The following is a 20,022-nucleotide window of genomic DNA, read 5'->3' as shown; positions in this document are numbered from 1 at the left end:
TTAGTCCCATCCCTCAGGTATTTTCGACAGGTCCTCTTCCTGATACATCTCGCGCAGTTCCCGATAGTCCTTGCGCAAGTGGCGCAAAAGCGTCACACCCTCGTCATATCGCTTGGCTGCGTGTCTGCGCACCATACGAAGATAATAGTACATATATAATATATAGAGAACCAATCCCAATAAAATGCCAAGTATCAATCCAACCAGATGGATATTGACTACCAAAGTGCTGGCCAGCAGGACAATAAGACCTGCATAAAGTGCCGCATAGATCAAAGTACCCAGAAAGACACCGCCCAAGGTACAAAGAGAAAGATAATCACGTTTGCGATAATGTATTGCCGGACCAAGTTTGCGGCCTTGTTTGTCTTCGATCATCGCCATCTTTGTCATATGCATGACACGCTGTTCGCTTAGCATCTGGCTTCCTCCTGCATTTTCCTTGCTCGTGCGCATACAAACACTACTCACCACTACATCACATTATAACATAATCAAATCTCGGCGCAACCTCGCAGGGGGAATACACAAGAAAAACACAAAAACACCCCTTCTCCAACCGAGTGAAAAGGGGTATGATCCTGCTCATATTTATTTTTTTAAGAAACGCATCTTGTCTACATCACGCAGACCCTTGTTCTTGGATAGATCTTCTTTTGGCTCCGGTTTCTGGATCGCGTTGCTAAAATCCCCACGCATACGGCTCTTGCATGCCTCACAAAAACGTCCGGTACGAATAGAAGCACCACAGCACTCACATTCGATTCCCACCTGTGAGTCTGCTGAAAACTCCAGGCGTTCTTCACGGATCCACTGACGGATCTGCTGTACCGTGACATCATTATCCTCGGCTACCATCTGGATGTTGGAACCCGGATTATTGCGCACATATTCCTTGACCTGCTGGAACTTCTCCTCTACAGCCTCTCTGCATGCCTGACAAATTGGCGGTCCTCCCAGATAGTTAAATAATCTGCCACATTGTCTGCAATTTCGTACGTCCATATTTTCCTCCTCCCGGTCACACATGTTTTTCCCTGCCGGCGCAGACCGTCAGGCAATAGACCTGACGCACGCCCGATGCCAAAAGAGCCTCGGTCACGCCATCCAATGTGCTCCCTGTCGTATAGATATCATCAATTAACAGAATTTTGTTTAATTTTACACCATTTTTTCTGATTTTAAAAGCATTTTCCAAATTCTTTTTTCTTCTCTGATCATTCAGGTTCTTAAGGGGTGCCGTATTCTTGGTCCGCACAGCCAGTGACCTTTCCATCCTGCAATCCATCAGAGTTGCGATCTCCCCTGCAAAAACCTCTGCCTGATTGTAGCCGCGCCGCCGCTCTTTTCCCGCATACATAGGCACCGGAACGACCGCATCCACCTCCAAATTTCTGAGCCAGTCACCGTAGATACGCCAGGCATCCTTTGCAAAAACACGCCGATATGCACGGCAATTACTATATTTAAAGCGATACATAGCCTCTTTCATAGGACCGTCATAGGCATAGACCGCCCTGTTCTGCACAAATGCATGCGCTTTTTTCCCGCAATCCCCGCACAGATCCTGCGTAAGATCTGTCAGGGCTTTCCCGCATTTGACGCAGCCCCCGTCTCCTATATAAATGATTTTCCCGGCACATGCCTGGCAAAATCCCTTTTCTTTCTCCTTGGCAAACAGGATCTCATTGCATCCCGGACAGCGTTCCGGGAAGATTTCCTGTCGGATCCCCTCCAGCAATTTGCCTGGCAGTGTGTATTTTCTATGACCCCTCATTGACTTTTTTCTCCCCTCTCTTTAAAATGTAATTTCAGAGTTATTTAAAAATGCTGTATAACAGTTTCATATGGAGGTTTTTCTAACTATGCTAAATATAAAACGTTTTGCCTGCACCGGGCTCGCCGCCATTCTGGTAGTATCACTTCCGGCTTGCGGCAAGGACAAGTCCTCCGGCTATACCCCCCTGCCGGAAGAAGATGACACAGTATATAATATCAGTCTCTGTCAGGATGAAGACAGCGACTACTACAACAATATCTCACAGGGCTTTAACGATGCCCTGACAGATCTTTTCGGATCTGCTCATGTCAATGTCACGACCATGGTCGCCAACAATACGATCGGCACGGACAGCATCTGCGCAGATTATGTCACCGGCGGCACAGATCTGATCTTTGCCAATGGCAAAAAGAGCCTGTCTTCCGCTGCCACGGCAACCGAGGACATTCCGATCGTCGGCGCTGCTGTTATGGACTACCAGAGTGTCCTTCACTTAGCCACCGCCTCTGATTCCTCCTGGAACAAAAAAACAGGCACCAATGTGACCGGTATTTCATCCAAGCCAAATCTGGAGGAGCAATTATCACTCCTGATCGAGGCAACACCGGATCTGCAGTCTGTCGGGCTTTTGTATAACCCGGAAGATACGGACGGCATTTACCAGAATGTCCTTTTAGAAAAATATCTGGATCAGGCAGGTATCCCTTGGAAAGAATACGCACTTCCTTCGGATGATATCGACAGCAGCATCAGTGATGAACTGACCGATGCGACCGCCATTGCTCCAACCAAGCAGATCGCTTCTTCTGTCACAGAAGGCAGCAATAATGACGTAGTTTCCTTCGCAGGGAATGATCTTTTGAGTGGTATCTTTTCTCCAAGCAGTGCTCACGTTGCCAGCACTTCTGCTACCTGGACGCCGGACTTATCCATAGCCAACGCAGAACCGCTTGCAGCGGATGCTTCCTTAGAAGACATAGTACAATACGCCTGCAACGAGTGCAGCGTTCTCTTCCTTCCTGCCGAAAGCCAGTTGACCAGCGAAGTCCGGACGATCGTTGATATCGCCACGGCATCCGGTACCAGAACCGTCGGTGGTGATGCCTCACTCGGACAAGAGACGCTGGTATCTATGTATAAAGACCCTTATGCTATGGGCTATGCCGCAGGCAAGATGGTCTACCGCATTTTAGTCGACGGGGCAGATCCGGGTGATATCAAGATCACCAATTCTCCTGCCGAGAACGTCAAACTCTACAACGCATCTCGTGCCGAAAGTCTTGGAATGACATTTCCAAAATCTTTCCACGAGATCAATGATTATTTTGCAAATTACGAAATTGGATCCACCACTACAAGAATCAGTAGTGATGATACAGCAGAATAAAAGATATTTTTCAGAGGCTTCGCTTATATGAGCGAGGCCTCTTTTAATCTTTCTTTCAATCCAGAATACCGACGCTGTTGCGTCGTATTATCGATCATCCGGTAAAATACATTTTCATCCCCCACAATGGTAATACACTTGCGCGCCCTGGTCACAGCCGTATATAAAAGATTCCGGTTCATAAGCATACGCGGTCCCGGCAGCAAAGGCATGACCACCGCCGGATACTCGCTTCCCTGCGATTTATGAATGGTGATCGCATAGGCTAATTCCAGTTCGTCCAATCCCTTAAAAGGATATATCACCAATTTATTTTCATCATAGAGTACACTGACCGTGCTGCTGTAGTCATTGATCTCCTGAATGATCCCAACATCCCCATTGAATACGCCCAGTCCTTTGTCGATTGCCAGTCCATAACGGCTGCGGATCTCCCATTCTAACTGGTAATTGTTGCGGATCTGCATGACCTTGTCACCCTCACGGAAGATCCGCTCACCCACCTGATGCTCTTTCTTTCCCTTTCCCGGTGGATTTAAATATTGCTGCAAAATGCCATTGAGACGTTCTACCCCCAGTAACCCCTTGCGGGTCGGTGTCAGCACCTGAACATCATACGGTGTCGCGTCTACGTATTTTGGCATTTTTTGTTTGACCAACTGTAGCATAACACTGATGATGACATCTGCATCATAACGTTTCAGCAGAAAGAAGTCCCGGCTCTTATTATCCAGTACGATATGCTGGCCGTCGTTGATCTTATGCGCATTGACAACAATATCGCTCTGGCTCGCCTGACGAAAGATCTTTTGCAGGGTCACGACCGGAAAGCACTCTGACGCTATGATGTCCCGCAGAACATTGCCCGGTCCAACACTCGGCAACTGGTTGATGTCCCCCACCAGAATCAGACGCGTTCCAGGCCCGATCGCCTTTAACAGAGCATACAGGAGAGTGATATCCACCATAGACATCTCATCAATGATTATGACATCCGCCTCCAGAGGATTGGACTCGTTGCGTTCAAACAAACCGCCGACCGCCTTGGCATCATCTTTCGCCTCGCTCATCGCCCCATTGACTTCCAGTAAACGGTGGATGGTCTTTGCCTCATATCCGGTAGTCTCACTCATCCGCTTTGCCGCGCGCCCTGTCGGTGCTGCCAGAAAAATATCATAGCCCTCGCCCACGAAATAAGAGATCATGGCTCGGATCGTCGTCGTCTTTCCCGTTCCCGGCCCACCGGTCAGGATAAAGAGGCCATGCGTCGCCGCCTGTCTGACCGCCTCTGCCTGCCACTCATCCAATTCCATATCTTCTTCTTTCTGGATTCTCGCGATCGCCTGGGTCAGTTTGGCAGGTGTCACATCATAGGTCTCATTCAAAGCGTGTAAAAGTCCTGCCGACACCTGTTCCATACGGTAAAAGTTCTTGGCATACACGCCCTCATCCTTTAATTCCACCTTGCCATCCATGGCAAGATTCATAACATGTTCCTCAATGTGCTCCGGTGCAACACCCAGTAACTGATTGGCATAACGGAGCAATTCTTCCCGCGGCAGATAGGTATGCCCCAGTGTCGATGCCCCTGTCAGGCAATAGAGGATCCCGCACCGGATACGAAAATCCGAATCGGTACGAATACCCACACGCTCAGCGATCTCATCTGCTATCTTAAAGCCGATCCCCGGCACTTCCTCTGCCATGCGGTAGGGGTTTTCACGAATAACACTGTAAATTTCCTGTCCATATGCCTGATAGATCCTGACCGCCAGATTGCTCGTGATGCCATATTTTTCTAAAAAGATCATAGCATCCCGCAGGTCTTTCTTTTCTACCATCTGACTGGAAATCTCCATCGCCATACGCTCGCTGATCCCCTTGATCTCCGCAAGCCGTTCCGGTTCTTCTTCCATGATGCGGAAGGTGTCCTTTTTGAACCGTCGCACGATACGGGATGCCAGTGCCACACCGATTCCCTTGATGGCACCGGATGCCAGGTAACGCTCCATAGAAAGGACATCTTCCGGCGCCTTTGTTTCATAGGATTTCATCTGAAACTGTTCGCCATAGGTCGGATGTGATGTATATTCCCCATGTAATAAAAGAATCTCCCCCTCCGTGACGACAGGGAAGATTCCTACACATGTAATTTCATCTTCTTCGCTTATTAAATTGAGAACGGTATAACCGTTATCCGCATTGCGGAACACGATGTGTTCCACATAGCCTTGTAAATCTTCCATCGATTATGTAGTCCTATCCTACTCTATTCCGTAATTGCGCTTCATCTGATCGACCAGTTGGTCTGTCAGACTACCGCCATATTCTGATACCATCTCGCCTGCAAGCTGCTGGATCGTCGCATCCATATACATATCGGTATACTGGCTCATGGTCGAATCCTGATCATCATCTGAAGTCACACTGTCCTTCATCTGCTTGATGACCTGTTCTAACATATAGGATTCAAAAGACTCTACGGCATTTACCAGATCCTCCTCTGAGGAATCAGAAGAAAGCCCGGAAAGTGCGCTGGTTGCCTTGTCCGACCTGCTGGACGACTGTGCATTTGAAGAAACCGTATCGTAATAAGAAGATAAACCATCTACTGAAAAACTCATACCCTACCTCCTCCTATCGCTTGAGATTGTTTGCCTGTTCCAACATGGTATCGGAGGTCGTGATCGCCTTGGAGTTCATCTCATAGGCTCTCTGTGCCACGATCAGATTGACCATCTCATCTGCCACATTGACATTGGACGCTTCCAGATAGCCCTGTGCGATCGTACTTCTGGTCACGCCGGCGGTCGCAATCTCACTCAGCGGTACACCCGAAGCCTGGGTTGCCTCAAAAAGGCTGTCCCCGGTCTTTTCCAATCCTTTTGGATTGTTGAACTGGTACAATGCCACCTGCTGCCCGGTCGGTATATAGGTGCCGTCTGCTGCCTTATATGCCACAGAACCATCCGTTCCAAAGGAAAACGCATCGCCCGAAGCGCCATCCGGCAACATGATCGGATTGCCCTGATAATCCAAGACTTCCTGTCCCTTAGATGTAGCCAGAACACGATTGCCCATATTATCCAGTGCCCATGTAAAATCACCACTTCTGGTATAATAGGTTCCATTGTCTGCACCGCGCACTGCGAAAAAACCGGAACCGGAAATGCACAATGCCGTCTTGCTGGCATTCGCCTGCATGGTTCCCTGTGTATAGTCTGTATTGGTAGATGCCACTCTTGCACCCAAGCCCACCTGTGCTGTCGTAGGTTTATTTTCTCCGTTTGCTGTTGTCGTCTCTGTACGAAGGGTTTGGTATAAAAGTGACTTGAACTGCGTAGATTGGGACTTATATCCCACGGTATTGACATTGGCGAGATTGTTGGCGATCGTGTCAACGTTCGTCTGCTGCGCCTTCATCCCTGACGCACCTGTCCATAATGCTCTCATCATAATGAATGCATCTCCTTTCCAAATTCTCTGTCAGCATGACTGAATACTGTCATGCAGTCTCATCGGCATTGTCAATTTAGGAATTTTACACCTGTCCTACGCTATTGACTGCCTTGTCCAGTGTAGAGTCCTCGGTCTGAATCACCTTTTGCCCAGCCTCATAGGCTCTGGCAACCGTGATCATGTCGACCATTTCATCTATCACATTGACATTGGAAGCTTCGAGGCATCCTTGCTCAACGGAAGCATCGCTGGCGATGACCTGTCCGCCCGGAACCAGATCATATAGATTCTCGCCATATTTTGAAACAAAATTATTATCTGCAAACTGCACCACACCGATACGGTCTACAACCTGACCATTTTGATAGATAAATCCCTGTTCATCAATCTCGTAAGACTGATCCGGGTCAATCCGTACATAATTGGCAAGTGCATCATCGGAATTCAGCGCTCCGATCCGATTCAGGACATAATCTCCGTCTGATGTGCGCAGATATCCTTGATTATCTACAGAAAAAGCACCATCCCTGGTATATTTGATAGAAGTCTCTCCGTCCTTGGATGTAAAAGCGATGGCAAAAAATCCCTCACCGGAAAGGGCCAGATCAGACATATTGTCTGTGATCTGAAAACTGCCCTGATCCCAGTTTGTAAAGGTCTCTCCCACTTTCACGCCCAGACTAATCGAACCGATACGCTGCGGCATATCATAATTCGATGTATCCTTGATCTTGATCGCCAGTTGATGATCAAAAGACTGATTTACCATACCTTCTTTTTTGTACCCGGTCGTCGCGGAATTTGCCAGATTATTGGCAATCACATCCAAGCGTTTCTGTTCGTTGACCATGCCGGTATATCCGGTGTACAGCCCTTTTACCATAATTCCTCCTACGCAAGCAAAACTAGATATTGACTTCTATCTATATATCGGATAGATCTGTCGTATTTTTTATATAAGATCTGAAATTTAATCTTCAGAACGATCGCCGGAAAGGAACTCAACGAACTTACCGGTTCCGATAGCAACACAAGTCATTGCCTCTTCTGCCGTCATCGTATTGATGCCGGTACGCTCTTCGATCAATTCCTCCAAGCCGCGAAGCAATGCTCCACCACCGGTCAGAACGATACCACGGTCAGCAACATCCGCCGCCAACTCAGGTGGCGTCTTTTCCAGTACAGAGTGGATGGCTTCTACGATCTGTAAGGTTGGCTCACGCAGTGCCTCCTCGGTCTCCTCAGAAGAAACCTCGATGGTCTTTGGCAAACCTGTGACCAGATTACGTCCTCTGACATCCATGGTCTCCGGTGTCGGGAGTGGATAACAGGTACCGATCTTGATCTTGATGTCTTCTGCGGTACGCTCACCGATCAGAAGATTGTGTTTCTTACGCATATAACGGACAATGGCTTCATCAAAGTCATCCCCTGCGATCTTGATGGAAGTGCTGACAACAGAACCACCCAAAGAGATCACAGCGATATCTGCCGTACCACCACCGATATCTACGATCATATTTCCGCATGGTCTGGAAATATCGATTCCGGCTCCGATTGCTGCTGCGATCGGCTCCTCAATGATGGAAACCTCTCTGGCACCTGCTGCATAGGTTGCATCCTCTACCGCTCTCTTTTCTACCTCGGTAGCACCACTCGGGATGCAGACACTGATACGAGGCTTGCGATAACTCTTCTTGCCCATTGCCTTCTGAATGAAGTATTTGATCATTTTTTCTGTTACTGTATAATCTGAAATAACTCCCTGACGCAGTGGTCGAACGGCTACGATATTGCCCGGTGTTCTACCTAACATCAGACGTGCTTCTTCACCGATCGCCTTGATCTTGTTGGTATCTCTATCGAAAGCCACCACGGACGGCTCCTTTAATACGACACCTTTTCCTCTAACGTAAACCAGGATGCTTGCTGTACCCAAATCAATTCCGATATCACTTGAAACCATACTGTTTCTCCTTTCAGTTTGTATATGAAACGTGAACCTAGTCCACCTAATGATAGTTTTGCATTCTAATTTCAATTATATACAAATGTTACCATTTTTCAATGAATTTTTTCTGAAGATAACCTTAAACAAATCTTTATATTTATTTTTTATTTTTTTATTCTTTTTTCACATAATGGACACATTTCTTGGATATTATAATAATCGTACTAGCAAATAGTGCTAATATATTTTTCATAACTCAGCTCCGGAGGCTTTGCTTCCGGAGCACTCCCCAAAAATAACGGAATCGCTTTTGCGGTTCCTTTTTTATTGCATCTTGCAGAAAGAACATGGGCAATCCCGGAGTATTTCTTAGGGATTGCCCTTGTTTTGCCCTTATAAGCGCTTCTTATCTGCTTCCAGATAACGTTTTACATATTGTCCTGTATATGAAGTCGGATGCTGTGCCACCTCCTCAGGTGTGCCGCAGGCTACGACCCTGCCTCCGCGGTCTCCGCCATCCGGTCCCATATCAATAATATAATCTGCCGTCTTGATCACATCCAGATTGTGCTCGATCACGACCACCGTATTGCCACCCTCGGATAATTTCCGCAGAATGGTAACGAGTTTATTTACATCATCAAAATGGAGCCCCGTGGTCGGCTCATCTAATACATAGATGGTACGTCCTGTACTCCTGCGGCTGAGTTCGGTCGCCAGTTTGATACGCTGCGCCTCTCCGCCGGAAAGTGTCGTAGACGGCTGTCCCAATTTTACATAGGATAAACCTACATCATAAAGGGTCTGGATCTTACGATGGATAGATGGCACATGTTCAAAGAAATGTAAGGCTTCTTCCACCGTCATATCCAAAACATCATAGATAGACTTGCCCTTGTACTTGACCTCCAGGGTTTCGCGATTGTAGCGCTTGCCACCGCATACCTCGCACGGCACATAGACATCCGGCAGGAAATGCATTTCAATCTTGATGATACCGTCTCCGGAACATGCCTCACAGCGTCCGCCCTTGACATTAAAACTGAAACGTCCCTTGCTGTAACCGCGTGCCTTGGCATCTGCTGTCGCCGCAAAAAGATCACGGATCATATCAAACACACCGGTATAAGTTGCCGGATTGGATCGTGGGGTACGCCCGATCGGCGACTGGTCAATATCAATGATCTTATCCAACTGGTCGATCCCCTCGATATCATCATGCTTGCCCGGCACCTTATGGGCACGGTTTAGTTCTTTTGCCAGACGCTTATATAGGATCTCATTGGTCAGCGAACTCTTTCCCGAACCGGACACACCGGTAATACAGGTCATCACGCCAAGCGGTATCTGCACATCAATATTCTTGAGGTTGTTCTCTTTTGCCCCACGGATGGTCAGATATCCTGTCGGCTGCCGCCTCTCCTTTGGCACCGGAATTGTCTTTTTGCCGCTCAGATATGCCCCGGTGATTGAATTCGGATTTGCCATGACTTCCTCCGGCGTACCGATCGCTACGACCTCGCCGCCATGCTTGCCTGCCCCCGGTCCGATATCCACCAGACAGTCTGCCGCCAGCATGGTATCCTCGTCATGTTCGACCACGATCAGGGTATTGCCCAAATCACGCAGACCTTTCAAAGATGCCAGAAGTTTGTCATTATCCTTTTGATGCAGACCGATACTCGGTTCGTCCAAAATATAGGCAACACCTACCAGACCGGAACCGATCTGGGTCGCCAGACGGATACGCTGTGCCTCTCCTCCGGAAAGTGTCCCGGTCGCTCTGGACAAGGACAGGTAATCCAGACCTACGTCCACCAAAAAACCAACGCGTCCCCGAATCTCCTTTAAGATCTGGTGCCCGATCTTTTCCTGCTGATCACTCAACTGCATGTCCTGCAAAAATACCTGCAGGTCGCGGATCGGCAGTTCCGTCATTTCAAAGATATTCTTATCTGCTACAGTGACCGCCAGAGAGGACTTTTTCAGACGTTGTCCCTTACACAGCGGGCACTTACAGATATACATGAATTCCTCATATTCCTTTTTCATGGTCTCCGAATGCGTCTCACGATAGCGGCGGTTCACATTGGCGATCAATCCCTCAAAACAGATATCATAAACGCCTTCACCGCGCTGCCCCTTATAATGCACCGGCACAGTACGGTCAAATCCATAGATGAACTGATGGCGTATCTCCTCCGGCAGGTCCTTGTAAGGCGTATCCAAAGAAAATCCGTATTCCTTTGCCAGTGCAACCAGGATCGCATGCGTGAAACTCTTTTTGTCGGATGCCGACTGCCATCCCATGACCGTGACACAGCCCTCATTAAAACTCAGGCGCTTGTCCGGGATCATCAGATCCTCATCAAACTCCATCTTAAAGCCAAGTCCGAAGCATTCCGGGCAGGCTCCAAAAGGATTGTTGAAAGAGAAACTACGCGGCTCCACCTCATCTACACTGATACCGCAATCCGGGCAGGCAAAGCCTTCGGACATCATGAAGTTCTCACCATCGATGACATCCACCTCGACTAATCCCGAGGTCAGGTGCAGGATATTTTCGATCGAATCGGTCAGACGCTTCTCAATGCCCTCTTTGACAACCAGACGGTCGACAACGATCTGGATATTGTGCTTGATATTCTTTTCCAGAACGATATCCTCAGACAGATCATATAAATCGCCATCCACGATCACACGCACATAGCCACTCTTTTTTGCCTTGGTAAAGAGTTTTTCATGGGTTCCCTTTCGCCCGCGCACAACCGGTGCCAATAACTGAATCTTGGTACGTTCCGGCAGTGCCATGATACGATCGACCATCTGATCAACGGTCTGCTTGCGGATCTCCCGTCCACACTTCGGGCAGTGAGGAATACCGATACGCGCATAGAGCAGACGGAAATAATCATAGATCTCCGTCACCGTCCCTACCGTAGAACGCGGGTTGTGGTTGGTCGATTTCTGGTCGATGGATATCGCCGGCGGCAATCCCTCGATCTTCTCCACATCCGGCTTTTCCATCTGTCCCAGAAACTGTCTGGAGTAAGAAGACAAAGACTCCATATATCGTCTCTGTCCTTCTGCAAAGATGGTATCAAAAGCCAAAGATGACTTTCCCGATCCGCTGAGCCCGGTCAATACCGTAAAGGAATCTCTGGGAATATCCAGACTGATATTTTTGAGATTATGCACATTGGCTCCTCTGATCTTGATGTATTTTCTTGTGTCCTTCATGATTCTAAACCTCTATCTTATCTCTATCTTAATATTTATCTGCTACATATCCCGCAGCATATTTTTCAGTTCGATCAGGCGGTCACGATATTCTGCCGCAGCCTCAAAGTTAAGTTCTGCCGCAGCCTTTTCCATCTTCTTCTTGATCTGACCGATATGTTTTTCCAGTTCCCCGCGATCCATCTCTTCCGCATCACGCTCAAACTGCATCTCTTCCTTGGCAACTTCTTTGGAAATACTGATCAGATCACGTACCGATTTCTGGATGGTCTGCGGTGTGATGCCATGCTCCTCATTGTATGCCTGCTGGATCTGCCTACGTCTGGCGGTCTCATCCAATGCCAGCCGCATAGAGTCTGTGATCTTGTCCGCATACATGATAACATGACCGGATGCATTTCGCGCTGCACGACCGATGGTCTGGATCAGAGAACGTTCGGAACGTAAGAAGCCTTCCTTGTCCGCATCTAGGATCGCCACAAGCGTGATCTCCGGGATATCCAGTCCCTCACGGAGCAGATTGATGCCAACCAGAACATCAAAGACATCCAGTCGCAGATCTCGTATGATCTCCGCGCGCTCCATGGTATCAATGTCGGAATGCATATATTTGACACGGATACCGAGTTCTGCCATATAATCGGTCAGATCCTCCGCCATCCGCTTGGTCAGCGTAGTAATGAGCACCTTGTTACGCTGTGCCGTTTCCTTGCGGATCTCGCCGATCAGGTCGTCGATCTGTCCCTCGATCGGACGCACCTCTACCTCCGGATCCAAAAGACCGGTCGGACGGATAACCTGCTCCGCACGCAACATCTCATGTTCTTCCTCATACTCTGCCGGTGTTGCCGACACAAATAAGATCTGGTCGATCTTGGACTCAAACTCCGAAAAATTCAGAGGGCGGTTGTCCAGCGCCGACGGTAGACGGAAGCCATAATCTACCAGGGTCGTCTTCCGCGCCCGGTCTCCGGCATACATACCGCGCACCTGTGGCAGGGTGATATGGGACTCATCCACAATGATCAGAAAATCATCCTTAAAATAGTCCAAAAGGCACTGTGGCGGCTCTCCCGGCTTCTGATTGGTCAGATGACGGGAATAATTCTCAATGCCACTACAAAAGCCTGTCTCACGCAGCATTTCCACATCAAAATTGGTACGCTCCGCGATACGCTGCGCTTCGATCAATTTGTCCTCTCCCTTGAAAAAGCGCACGCGCTCCTCCAACTCTTCCTCAATCTCGACACAGGCTTTGTTGATCTTGTCCTGTGGTACGACGTAATGGGAGGCAGGAAAAATAGCGACATGATTCATCTCACACCGTACTTCCATCGTAAGAGCATCCAGTTCCGTGATACGATCGATCTCATCCCCGAAAAATTCCACACGATAGGCATAATCCGAGGTATCCGCCGGAATGATCTCCAGCACATCACCACGCACCCGAAAAGTACCACGGGTAAAATCCATGTCGTTGCGCATATACTGCATATCTACCAGTTGTCGGATCACCTCATCCCGGTCCTTCTCATCCCCCGGCCGCAGGGAAACCATCATATTCTGGTAGTCATCCGGGCTACCAATACCATAGATGCAGGATACCGAAGATATGATAATGACATCGCGCCGCTCTGTCAGGGCTGCCGTAGCCGACAGACGCAACTTGTCGATCTCATCATTGATGGAGGAATCCTTGGCAATATAGGTATCGGTCGAAGGAACATATGCCTCCGGCTGATAGTAATCATAATAGGAGACAAAATATTCCACCGCATTATTGGGAAAAAATTCTTTAAACTCTCCATATAACTGCGTTGCCAGCGTCTTATTATGCGCAATGATCAGTGTCGGTTTATTCAATTCCTGTATGACATTCGCCATGGTGAAGGTCTTTCCTGAGCCAGTCACACCAAGCAGGGTCTGACACTGGTTGCCCTCACGAAAGCCCGCGACCAGTTCTGCGATCGCCTGCGGCTGATCTCCGGTCGGTTCAAATTGGGAATGCAGTTCAAAATGATCCATATCCTTCATACTCCTGACTATCTAGTTTGCACATATTCTTCCTATAATATAACATCAAGACTGGCAAAAGTACAGGAAAAATCGAATGTTTGTTCTACTATTGTTATTTTGTACCCATTTGTCATATAATAGCAAACGTGTGGGAAACCATAGCATTCTATCACATATAGTATAGAAAGGGACGTAACATGAATAGGAAATCTAAAGAATTGCTTCGATTACTCATGATCCTGATAGGAAATATCTTAGACGCAGCCGGCTTTGTTTTGTTTGTTTCCGGTTCCGGTCTAATCACCGGCGGCACTTCCGGTATCGGACTGTTTTTGAGCCGGCAGACCGGCATACCGACTTCCGTCTATGTCTTTATCATCAACGCTGTCATGCTGGTTGTAGGGCTCATTTTTCTGGGCAAACGCTTTGCCCTCTCAACGATCCTCAGCACCTTCTGCTATCCGCTGGCAATGGCAATTATGGAACAAGCGCTGCACGGGCATGCAGTTACCAATGATATTTTCTTATGCACCATCATGGGCGGTATCCTGATCGGCGCCGGTGTCGGTCTTGTCCTGCGTGCGGGAGCATCTTCCGGTGGTATGGATATCCCCTCTCTTTTGATGAACAAATACCTGCGCATTCCACTCTCGGTCGGCGTCTATATCGTCGATGTCATCATCCTCGCCTTACAGGCTTTGCAGACCCCGGGTGACAATGTCTTATATGGTGTCGTACTGGTTATCGTATATTCCGTTCTCATTGATAAGATCAGTCTGATCGGAAAGAACCGTGTGGAAGTCCAGATCGTTTCCGACAAGAGCGACGAGATCCGTCAGTTCATCTTACAAGATCTTGACCGCGGTGTCACCATGATGAAAGGCCGCTCCGGCTATCTGGGCAAGGATGTGGAAGTTGTCATGTCCGTTATTTCCAGCCGTCAGTTGAGCCGCGTTGAGCGTATCGTGCATCAAATGGACCCAACCGCTTTTATGGTCGTCAACCGTGTCAGTGCTGTTGTGGGCGAAGGCTTCACCTATCCGCCAAAGCCGGATCCGGTCGTCGAGGAGACCAGTGCTCCGTAAACATGCAAACATTCCTGCATCTTGCGGATGACCTGCATGCAAAATATCTTGGCTTATGTCAAAAAAGGAACTACACCCCACAGTGGAAATGTAGTTCCTCTTTTTTTGACTCCAATCGTCATTTTCTTCATTCATGGGCTTCACGACTTGCAGGAAGCCCTGCATCTATCCTATGCCTTGCGTCCGCAGCACTGCTTGTACTTCAGACCACTGCCACAAGGACACGGATCATTCGGATATACCTTGACATTTGCCCGCTTCTTTGGTGCCTTTGTTGCTGATTCATCCTTATTGGTACCGGTAACCTTGGCAACTTCCTCGCGCTCTACCTTTTTCTCAATGCGGATGCGGTACAGCATCTGTACCGTCTCGGTACGGATAGCATCATTCATGGCATCCAGCATATCATAACTTGCCATCTTATATTCATCGATCGGATTACGCTGGGCAAAAGCCTGCATACCGATACCCTGGCGCAACTGCTCCATATCGTCAATCTCTTCCATCCACTTGCGGTCGATCACACGCAAAAGAATGACACGCTCGATCTCACGGAAGGCATCCGGCTCCGGGAACTCCGCTTCTTTGGCTGCATATAAGGCATTTGCCTCATCCGTCAGTTTCTCGATCAACTGCTTGGTATTCTTAATACCCTCTAAGGTCTCAGAAGTGATCGGCTGTAATGGGATGATCTGACGGATCACACGGTTTAATTCTGTAAGATCCCAATCCTCGGTTGCAACCTCATCTGTGCAGCACATATTGACACTCTCGCTGACCTTATCTGCGATCATGGAAAGGATCTGATCCTTCATATTCTCGCCTTCCAGCACACGACGGCGCTGTGCGTAGATCAGTTCTCTCTGCTCGTTCATGACCTGATCGTATTCCAAGAGGTTCTTACGGATACCAAAGTTGTTGCTCTCGATCTTCTTTTGTGCCTTTTCGATGGCATCGCTGAGCATCTTGTGCTGGATCTGTTCGTTCTCAGGAACACCCAGAGAATTGAACATATTTATCAACTTCTCAGATCCAAACAGACGCATCAGATCATCTTCCAAAGAGATAAAGAACTGAGACTGTCCCGGATCTCCCTGTCGACCGGCACGACCGCGCAACTGGTTGTCAATACGGCGAGATTCATGACGCTCTGTTCCGACGATCTTCAGACCACCGGCTGCCTTCGCCTCATCATCCAACTTGATATCCGTACCACGACCCGCCATATTGGTTGCAATGGTAACTGCCCCGTGACGACCTGCCTCTGCGACGATCTGGGCTTCTTTTTCATGGAACTTGGCATTCAATACATTGTGCGGAATGCCCTCTTTGCTGAGGAGTCGGCTGATCTCCTCTGAAATATCAATGGTAATGGTACCAACCAGTACCGGCTGCCCCTTGGCATAAGCCTCTTTGACTTCCTCTACGACTGCATGGTACTTTTCTTTCTTGGTCTTATAAACGGCATCATCCAGATCCTTACGCGCGATCGGCTTGTTGGTCGGGATCTCCACAACGTCCATGCCGTAAATATCACGGAACTCCTGCTCCTCGGTAAGCGCCGTACCGGTCATACCGCTCTTTTTATCATATTTATTAAAGAAATTCTGGAAGGTAATGTTGGCAAGAGTCATACTCTCTCTCTTGACCTGCACATGTTCCTTTGCCTCGATCGCCTGATGCAGACCATCAGAATAACGACGCCCCGGCATGATACGTCCGGTAAAACTGTCTACGATCAAAACCTGATCGTCGGATACGACATAATCCTGATCGCGGAACATAAGGTTGTTGGCGCGCAGTGCCAAAATGACGTTGTGCTGCAATTCCAGATTTTCCGGGTCAGATAAGTTGTCAATATGGAAGAACTCCTCGACCTTCTTGGTTCCTTCCTGGGTCAGGCTGACAACCTTGTCCTTTTCATTGACAATAAAGTCTCCGGTCTCTTCCTGCTCGATTCCCATGATGGCATCCATCTTGGAAAATTCCGGCAGGTCTTCGCCACGCTGTAACTGCTTGGCAAGCATATCGCACAGTTCATATAACTTGGTGGACTTGTTGCTCTGTCCGGAAATGATAAGCGGTGTTCGCGCTTCATCAATCAATACGGAATCGACCTCATCGATGATGGCATAATGCAGACCGCGCTGTACCAGTTGGTTCTCGCGGACTACCATATTGTCACGCAGGTAATCAAATCCCAGTTCATTATTGGTAATGTAGGTAATGTCGCAGTTGTAGGCAGCCTGTCTTTCTTCTCTTGACATATCATTCAAGACAACGCCGACCGTCAATCCTAAAAACTCATGTACCTTTCCCATCCACTCCGCATCACGCTTTGCCAGATAGTCGTTGACCGTGACGATATGCACGCCCTTTCCTTCCAAGGCATTCAGATATGCAGGCAGGGTAGAAACCAAAGTCTTTCCTTCACCTGTCTTCATCTCAGCAATACGTCCCTGGTGCAGGATGACACCACCGATCAACTGCACACGGAAATGTTCCATGCCAAGCACACGGCGCGCTGCTTCACGCACGGTCGCAAAAGCCTCCGGCAAAAGATCATCCAGTGTCTCGCCATCTGCCAGACGCTTTTTGTATTCATCTGTCTTGGCACGCAATTCCTCGTCGCTCAATGCGACCATATCCTCTCGCATCCCCTCGATCTTGTCCACAATCGGATAGATGCGCTTTAACTCATGTTCGCTATGTGTTCCAAATATCTTGTCAAACAGTCCCATGTTCTTCTCCTTAAACACTCATTACTTGCTTGGGGCAGGATTGCACCCATATGGCGTTATTGTAACACTCTTTTTCTATGGAAACAATAAAAAGCCTTGATTTTTACATCTTGCCAATCTCATTCGTCGGCCGTATAATCAGATACATGTATTAAGAAAGAGAGGAAGATCATATGAGTTACTTATATAAGACCAAGGGCACCTGCTCTTCTCAGATCGAAGTCACATTAGATGGCGACATTGTAAAAGATGTCAAATTTACCGGCGGCTGCAACGGCAATCTGCAAGCCATTCCAAAATTGGTAGAGGGCATGACCGTTGACGAAGTCGTACGACGCATCAGCGGAATTTCCTGCAATGGGCGCGGCACTTCCTGCGGCGATCAGTTAGCCAAAGCCGTAACAGAAGCCTACGCTGCATCACAGCAGGCATAATCCTGCATTTTTTCCGGCAATCTCTCATATATTATTCCAGTAATTTTTTATTGGAGGAACTATGAGTAGTATTGCCGGATTTTTTTCGCCTGAATTCAGGCAGGGGCAGCGTCTGGGCGCACTGGAACAGACCGCTGAGAAGATACTAAAGAGCCTGTCCCACCGTGGACCGGATCAGGCATATCGCATGACCACCAGCGATGGCGTGCTCATGTATAATGCCCTATACACCAATCAAATGAGCCGGAAAAATGTCCCAACACAGGGCAAGGGAAGGCTTGGACATCTGCATATCGTCTGCGATGACGGCATCTACAATTATGATGAACTGGCATCCCAGTTGGAGAGTCAGAATATTTCCGCTAGAAATATGAGCCAGCCGGATATCCTGCTTACGCTCTATCATCTTTACGGCGAACGCTTTGCAACACTCTTGCGGGGCGGCTATGCCATTGCCATCGCGGATGTACGGCTCCACAAGGTCGTCCTCTTCCGAGACCCCATGGGGGTAAAACCTTTATTTTATCACCAGCAGAAAGATCTCTTTTTGTTTGCATCCGAGATCAAGGGCATCTTTGCCCATCCGAGCGTGCATGCCAGCATGGATCTGCGCGGTATGCATCAGGTATTTTCTCTGGGACCTGCACACCTTCCGGGTGCAACCGTCTATCAGGATATCCATGAAGTCCGCCCCGGAAAGACCATCATCTACAGCCAGGGGCGGATCATCGAAAATACCTTCTGGCATTTGCAGGCAAGCCGCCATGAGGAATCCTATGAGGAAACCGTAGACCATGCTTCCCATCTCTTATCCGAAGCCCTGCATCGTCAGTGGAACGAAGATGCTTCCCAATGCTGCCTGCTCTCCGGCGGTCTGGACTCCTCGGTAGTCACCGCCCTTGCCAATCGAGAAAATATGAACAGCGGCGTGCCACTGACCACCTATTCCTTTGACTTTACGGACAGCAGCAAATATTTTTCTGCCAATGACTTCCAGCCAAGTCTGGATCGTCCTTATGTCATTGCCATGGCAGAGCACTTCCATACCAACCACACCTTTTTAGAATGTAACGCCAAGGTGCAGGCATCCCTTCTGGGACAGTCAGTATTGGCGCACGATGGTCCCTGCATGGCTGATATTTCTTCTTCCCTGCTCTATTTCTGCAAGCAGATCGCCCCGCGCTCCAAAGTGGCTTTCACCGGGGAATGCGCGGATGAGATCTTCTGTGGCTACCCTTGGTACCATAAGGAGCCCATGCGGTCTGCTAACACATTTCCCTGGACCATGGATCTGCAGCCAAGACAGATGCTTTTGCGCGACCACTTCTTAGAGCATCTGGGCATGGAGGAATACGTTGCCCAGGTCTATGACGCCTCCTGTTCCCAGGTCTCTTACCTGCCGGATGATACGCCGGAGAACCGCCGCCACCGCCGTCTCTTTGCCCTGACGACACAATATTTCATGCAGACGCTCCTAGACCGCATGGATCGTGTTGCTGCGCTGGCGGGCATGGAAGCCATCTGCCCATTTGCAGACATCCGTCTGGCAGAATATCTCTACAATGTGCCGTGGGAAATGAAGGCAAAGGACGGCGAGGTCAAGCACCTCTTGCGTCAGATCGCCGCCCCACTTTTGCCGAAGGAGGTCGCCGAGCGGAAAAAGAGTCCATATCCTAAGAATTATCACCCGGAATATGAACAGATGCTGTGTAAGGAAATGAAAAAACTGATCGCACAGGGCAATCATCCGATCCTGGATTTCATTGACCCGGATAAGGTCCTGGCCTTCTGCAATGCGCCAAAAGATTACGGCAAGCCTTGGTTCGGTCAACTTATGGCAGGACCGCAACTGCTCGCCTACTATCTGCAGATTGACTTCTGGCTGCGGGAATATCAGGTTTCCTATCAATTACCTTCATAATTTTAAAA

General features: G+C 48.6%; 15 protein-coding genes. 4 read left to right on the top strand and 11 right to left on the bottom strand.

Annotation, left to right across the window (positions count from 1 at the left end; translation table 11 throughout):
• The 3 genes from H8R94_RS08495 to H8R94_RS08485 form a co-directional block, all read right to left on the bottom strand.
• The gene (locus tag H8R94_RS08495; RefSeq protein WP_118281543.1) at positions 1–420 is read right to left on the bottom strand and encodes a hypothetical protein; all 420 of its coding nucleotides are present in this window, start codon (positions 418–420) and stop codon (positions 1–3) included.
• A 171-nt stretch (positions 421–591) separates the two neighbouring features.
• The gene (locus H8R94_RS08490; protein ID WP_178010795.1) at positions 592–1,005 is read right to left on the bottom strand and encodes a flagellar protein; all 414 of its coding nucleotides are present in this window, start codon (positions 1,003–1,005) and stop codon (positions 592–594) included.
• A 16-nt stretch (positions 1,006–1,021) separates the two neighbouring features.
• On the bottom strand, positions 1,022–1,777 hold the full coding sequence (locus H8R94_RS08485) for a ComF family protein (protein ID WP_186854401.1): 756 nt from the start codon (positions 1,775–1,777) through the stop codon (positions 1,022–1,024).
• 88 nt (positions 1,778–1,865) lie between these two features.
• On the opposite strand from H8R94_RS08485, the gene H8R94_RS08480 reads away from it, so the two are divergent.
• Positions 1,866–3,167, top strand: coding sequence for an ABC transporter substrate-binding protein (locus H8R94_RS08480; RefSeq protein WP_186854400.1), 1,302 nt, complete (start codon positions 1,866–1,868; stop codon positions 3,165–3,167).
• Positions 3,168–3,190: 23 nt separating this feature from the next.
• Here the strand turns inward: H8R94_RS08480 and recD2 are convergent, their stop codons facing one another.
• The 7 genes from recD2 to uvrB form a co-directional block, all read right to left on the bottom strand.
• A complete protein-coding gene (gene recD2 / locus H8R94_RS08475) occupies positions 3,191–5,413 on the bottom strand; it encodes an SF1B family DNA helicase RecD2 (RefSeq protein WP_186854399.1) in 2,223 nt (740 codons plus the stop codon).
• A gap of 18 nt (positions 5,414–5,431) precedes the next feature.
• Complete coding sequence (locus tag H8R94_RS08470; RefSeq protein ID WP_118281538.1) at positions 5,432–5,791, bottom strand: hypothetical protein; 360 nt, start codon at positions 5,789–5,791, stop codon at positions 5,432–5,434.
• Between the two features lie 13 nt (positions 5,792–5,804).
• A complete protein-coding gene (locus H8R94_RS08465) occupies positions 5,805–6,623 on the bottom strand; it encodes a flagellar hook-basal body protein (RefSeq protein WP_186854398.1) in 819 nt (272 codons plus the stop codon).
• Between the two features lie 85 nt (positions 6,624–6,708).
• Positions 6,709–7,509: a flagellar hook-basal body protein gene (locus H8R94_RS08460; protein WP_118535414.1), complete on the bottom strand. Its 801-nt coding sequence runs from the start codon at positions 7,507–7,509 to the stop codon at positions 6,709–6,711.
• Between the two features lie 87 nt (positions 7,510–7,596).
• A complete protein-coding gene (gene mreB, locus H8R94_RS08455) occupies positions 7,597–8,592 on the bottom strand; it encodes a rod shape-determining protein (RefSeq protein ID WP_118281535.1) in 996 nt (331 codons plus the stop codon).
• A gap of 378 nt (positions 8,593–8,970) precedes the next feature.
• Positions 8,971–11,817: an excinuclease ABC subunit UvrA gene (gene uvrA, locus H8R94_RS08450; RefSeq protein ID WP_118281534.1), complete on the bottom strand. Its 2,847-nt coding sequence runs from the start codon at positions 11,815–11,817 to the stop codon at positions 8,971–8,973.
• A 42-nt stretch (positions 11,818–11,859) separates the two neighbouring features.
• Positions 11,860–13,842: an excinuclease ABC subunit UvrB gene (gene uvrB, locus H8R94_RS08445; RefSeq protein WP_118281875.1), complete on the bottom strand. Its 1,983-nt coding sequence runs from the start codon at positions 13,840–13,842 to the stop codon at positions 11,860–11,862.
• Positions 13,843–14,030: 188 nt separating this feature from the next.
• Between uvrB and H8R94_RS08440 the strand changes: the two genes are divergently transcribed.
• A complete protein-coding gene (locus H8R94_RS08440) occupies positions 14,031–14,918 on the top strand; it encodes a YitT family protein (protein WP_118281533.1) in 888 nt (295 codons plus the stop codon).
• Positions 14,919–15,088: 170 nt separating this feature from the next.
• Here the strand turns inward: H8R94_RS08440 and secA are convergent, their stop codons facing one another.
• Positions 15,089–17,659 carry a preprotein translocase subunit SecA gene (gene secA / locus H8R94_RS08435; protein ID WP_178010606.1) on the bottom strand — a complete coding sequence of 857 codons (2,571 nt, stop codon included), beginning with the start codon at positions 17,657–17,659 and terminating at the stop codon, positions 15,089–15,091.
• A 173-nt stretch (positions 17,660–17,832) separates the two neighbouring features.
• Between secA and H8R94_RS08430 the strand changes: the two genes are divergently transcribed.
• Both H8R94_RS08430 and asnB read left to right on the top strand, forming a co-directional pair.
• Entirely contained in the window at positions 17,833–18,093 is a 261-nt protein-coding gene (locus H8R94_RS08430) for a TIGR03905 family TSCPD domain-containing protein (RefSeq protein WP_118281531.1), read from the top strand.
• 61 nt (positions 18,094–18,154) lie between these two features.
• Positions 18,155–20,014, top strand: coding sequence for an asparagine synthase (glutamine-hydrolyzing) (asnB, locus tag H8R94_RS08425; protein WP_186854397.1), 1,860 nt, complete (start codon positions 18,155–18,157; stop codon positions 20,012–20,014).
• Positions 20,015–20,022: the final 8 nt, after the last annotated feature.

The sequence above is a fragment of the Roseburia lenta genome (assembly GCF_014287435.1).
GTDB classification, from domain to species: Bacteria; Bacillota; Clostridia; order Lachnospirales; family Lachnospiraceae; genus Pararoseburia; species Pararoseburia lenta.
Note: the sequence above shows the minus strand (reverse complement) of the source record. Positions and strands in the feature narration are given on the sequence as shown.

Coding starts and splice junctions, on each gene's coding strand:
- H8R94_RS08495 (WP_118281543.1), bottom strand. CDS start 420: ATGCTAAGCGAACAGCGTGTCATGCATATGACAAAGATGGCGATGATC.
- H8R94_RS08490 (WP_178010795.1), bottom strand. CDS start 1,005: ATGGACGTACGAAATTGCAGACAATGTGGCAGATTATTTAACTATCTG.
- H8R94_RS08485 (WP_186854401.1), bottom strand. CDS start 1,777: ATGAGGGGTCATAGAAAATACACACTGCCAGGCAAATTGCTGGAGGGG.
- H8R94_RS08480 (WP_186854400.1), top strand. CDS start 1,866: ATGCTAAATATAAAACGTTTTGCCTGCACCGGGCTCGCCGCCATTCTG.
- recD2 (WP_186854399.1), bottom strand. CDS start 5,413: ATGGAAGATTTACAAGGCTATGTGGAACACATCGTGTTCCGCAATGCG.
- H8R94_RS08470 (WP_118281538.1), bottom strand. CDS start 5,791: ATGAGTTTTTCAGTAGATGGTTTATCTTCTTATTACGATACGGTTTCT.
- H8R94_RS08465 (WP_186854398.1), bottom strand. CDS start 6,623: ATGATGAGAGCATTATGGACAGGTGCGTCAGGGATGAAGGCGCAGCAG.
- H8R94_RS08460 (WP_118535414.1), bottom strand. CDS start 7,509: ATGGTAAAAGGGCTGTACACCGGATATACCGGCATGGTCAACGAACAG.
- mreB (WP_118281535.1), bottom strand. CDS start 8,592: ATGGTTTCAAGTGATATCGGAATTGATTTGGGTACAGCAAGCATCCTG.
- uvrA (WP_118281534.1), bottom strand. CDS start 11,817: ATGAAGGACACAAGAAAATACATCAAGATCAGAGGAGCCAATGTGCAT.
- uvrB (WP_118281875.1), bottom strand. CDS start 13,842: ATGGATCATTTTGAACTGCATTCCCAATTTGAACCGACCGGAGATCAG.
- H8R94_RS08440 (WP_118281533.1), top strand. CDS start 14,031: ATGAATAGGAAATCTAAAGAATTGCTTCGATTACTCATGATCCTGATA.
- secA (WP_178010606.1), bottom strand. CDS start 17,659: ATGGGACTGTTTGACAAGATATTTGGAACACATAGCGAACATGAGTTA.
- H8R94_RS08430 (WP_118281531.1), top strand. CDS start 17,833: ATGAGTTACTTATATAAGACCAAGGGCACCTGCTCTTCTCAGATCGAA.
- asnB (WP_186854397.1), top strand. CDS start 18,155: ATGAGTAGTATTGCCGGATTTTTTTCGCCTGAATTCAGGCAGGGGCAG.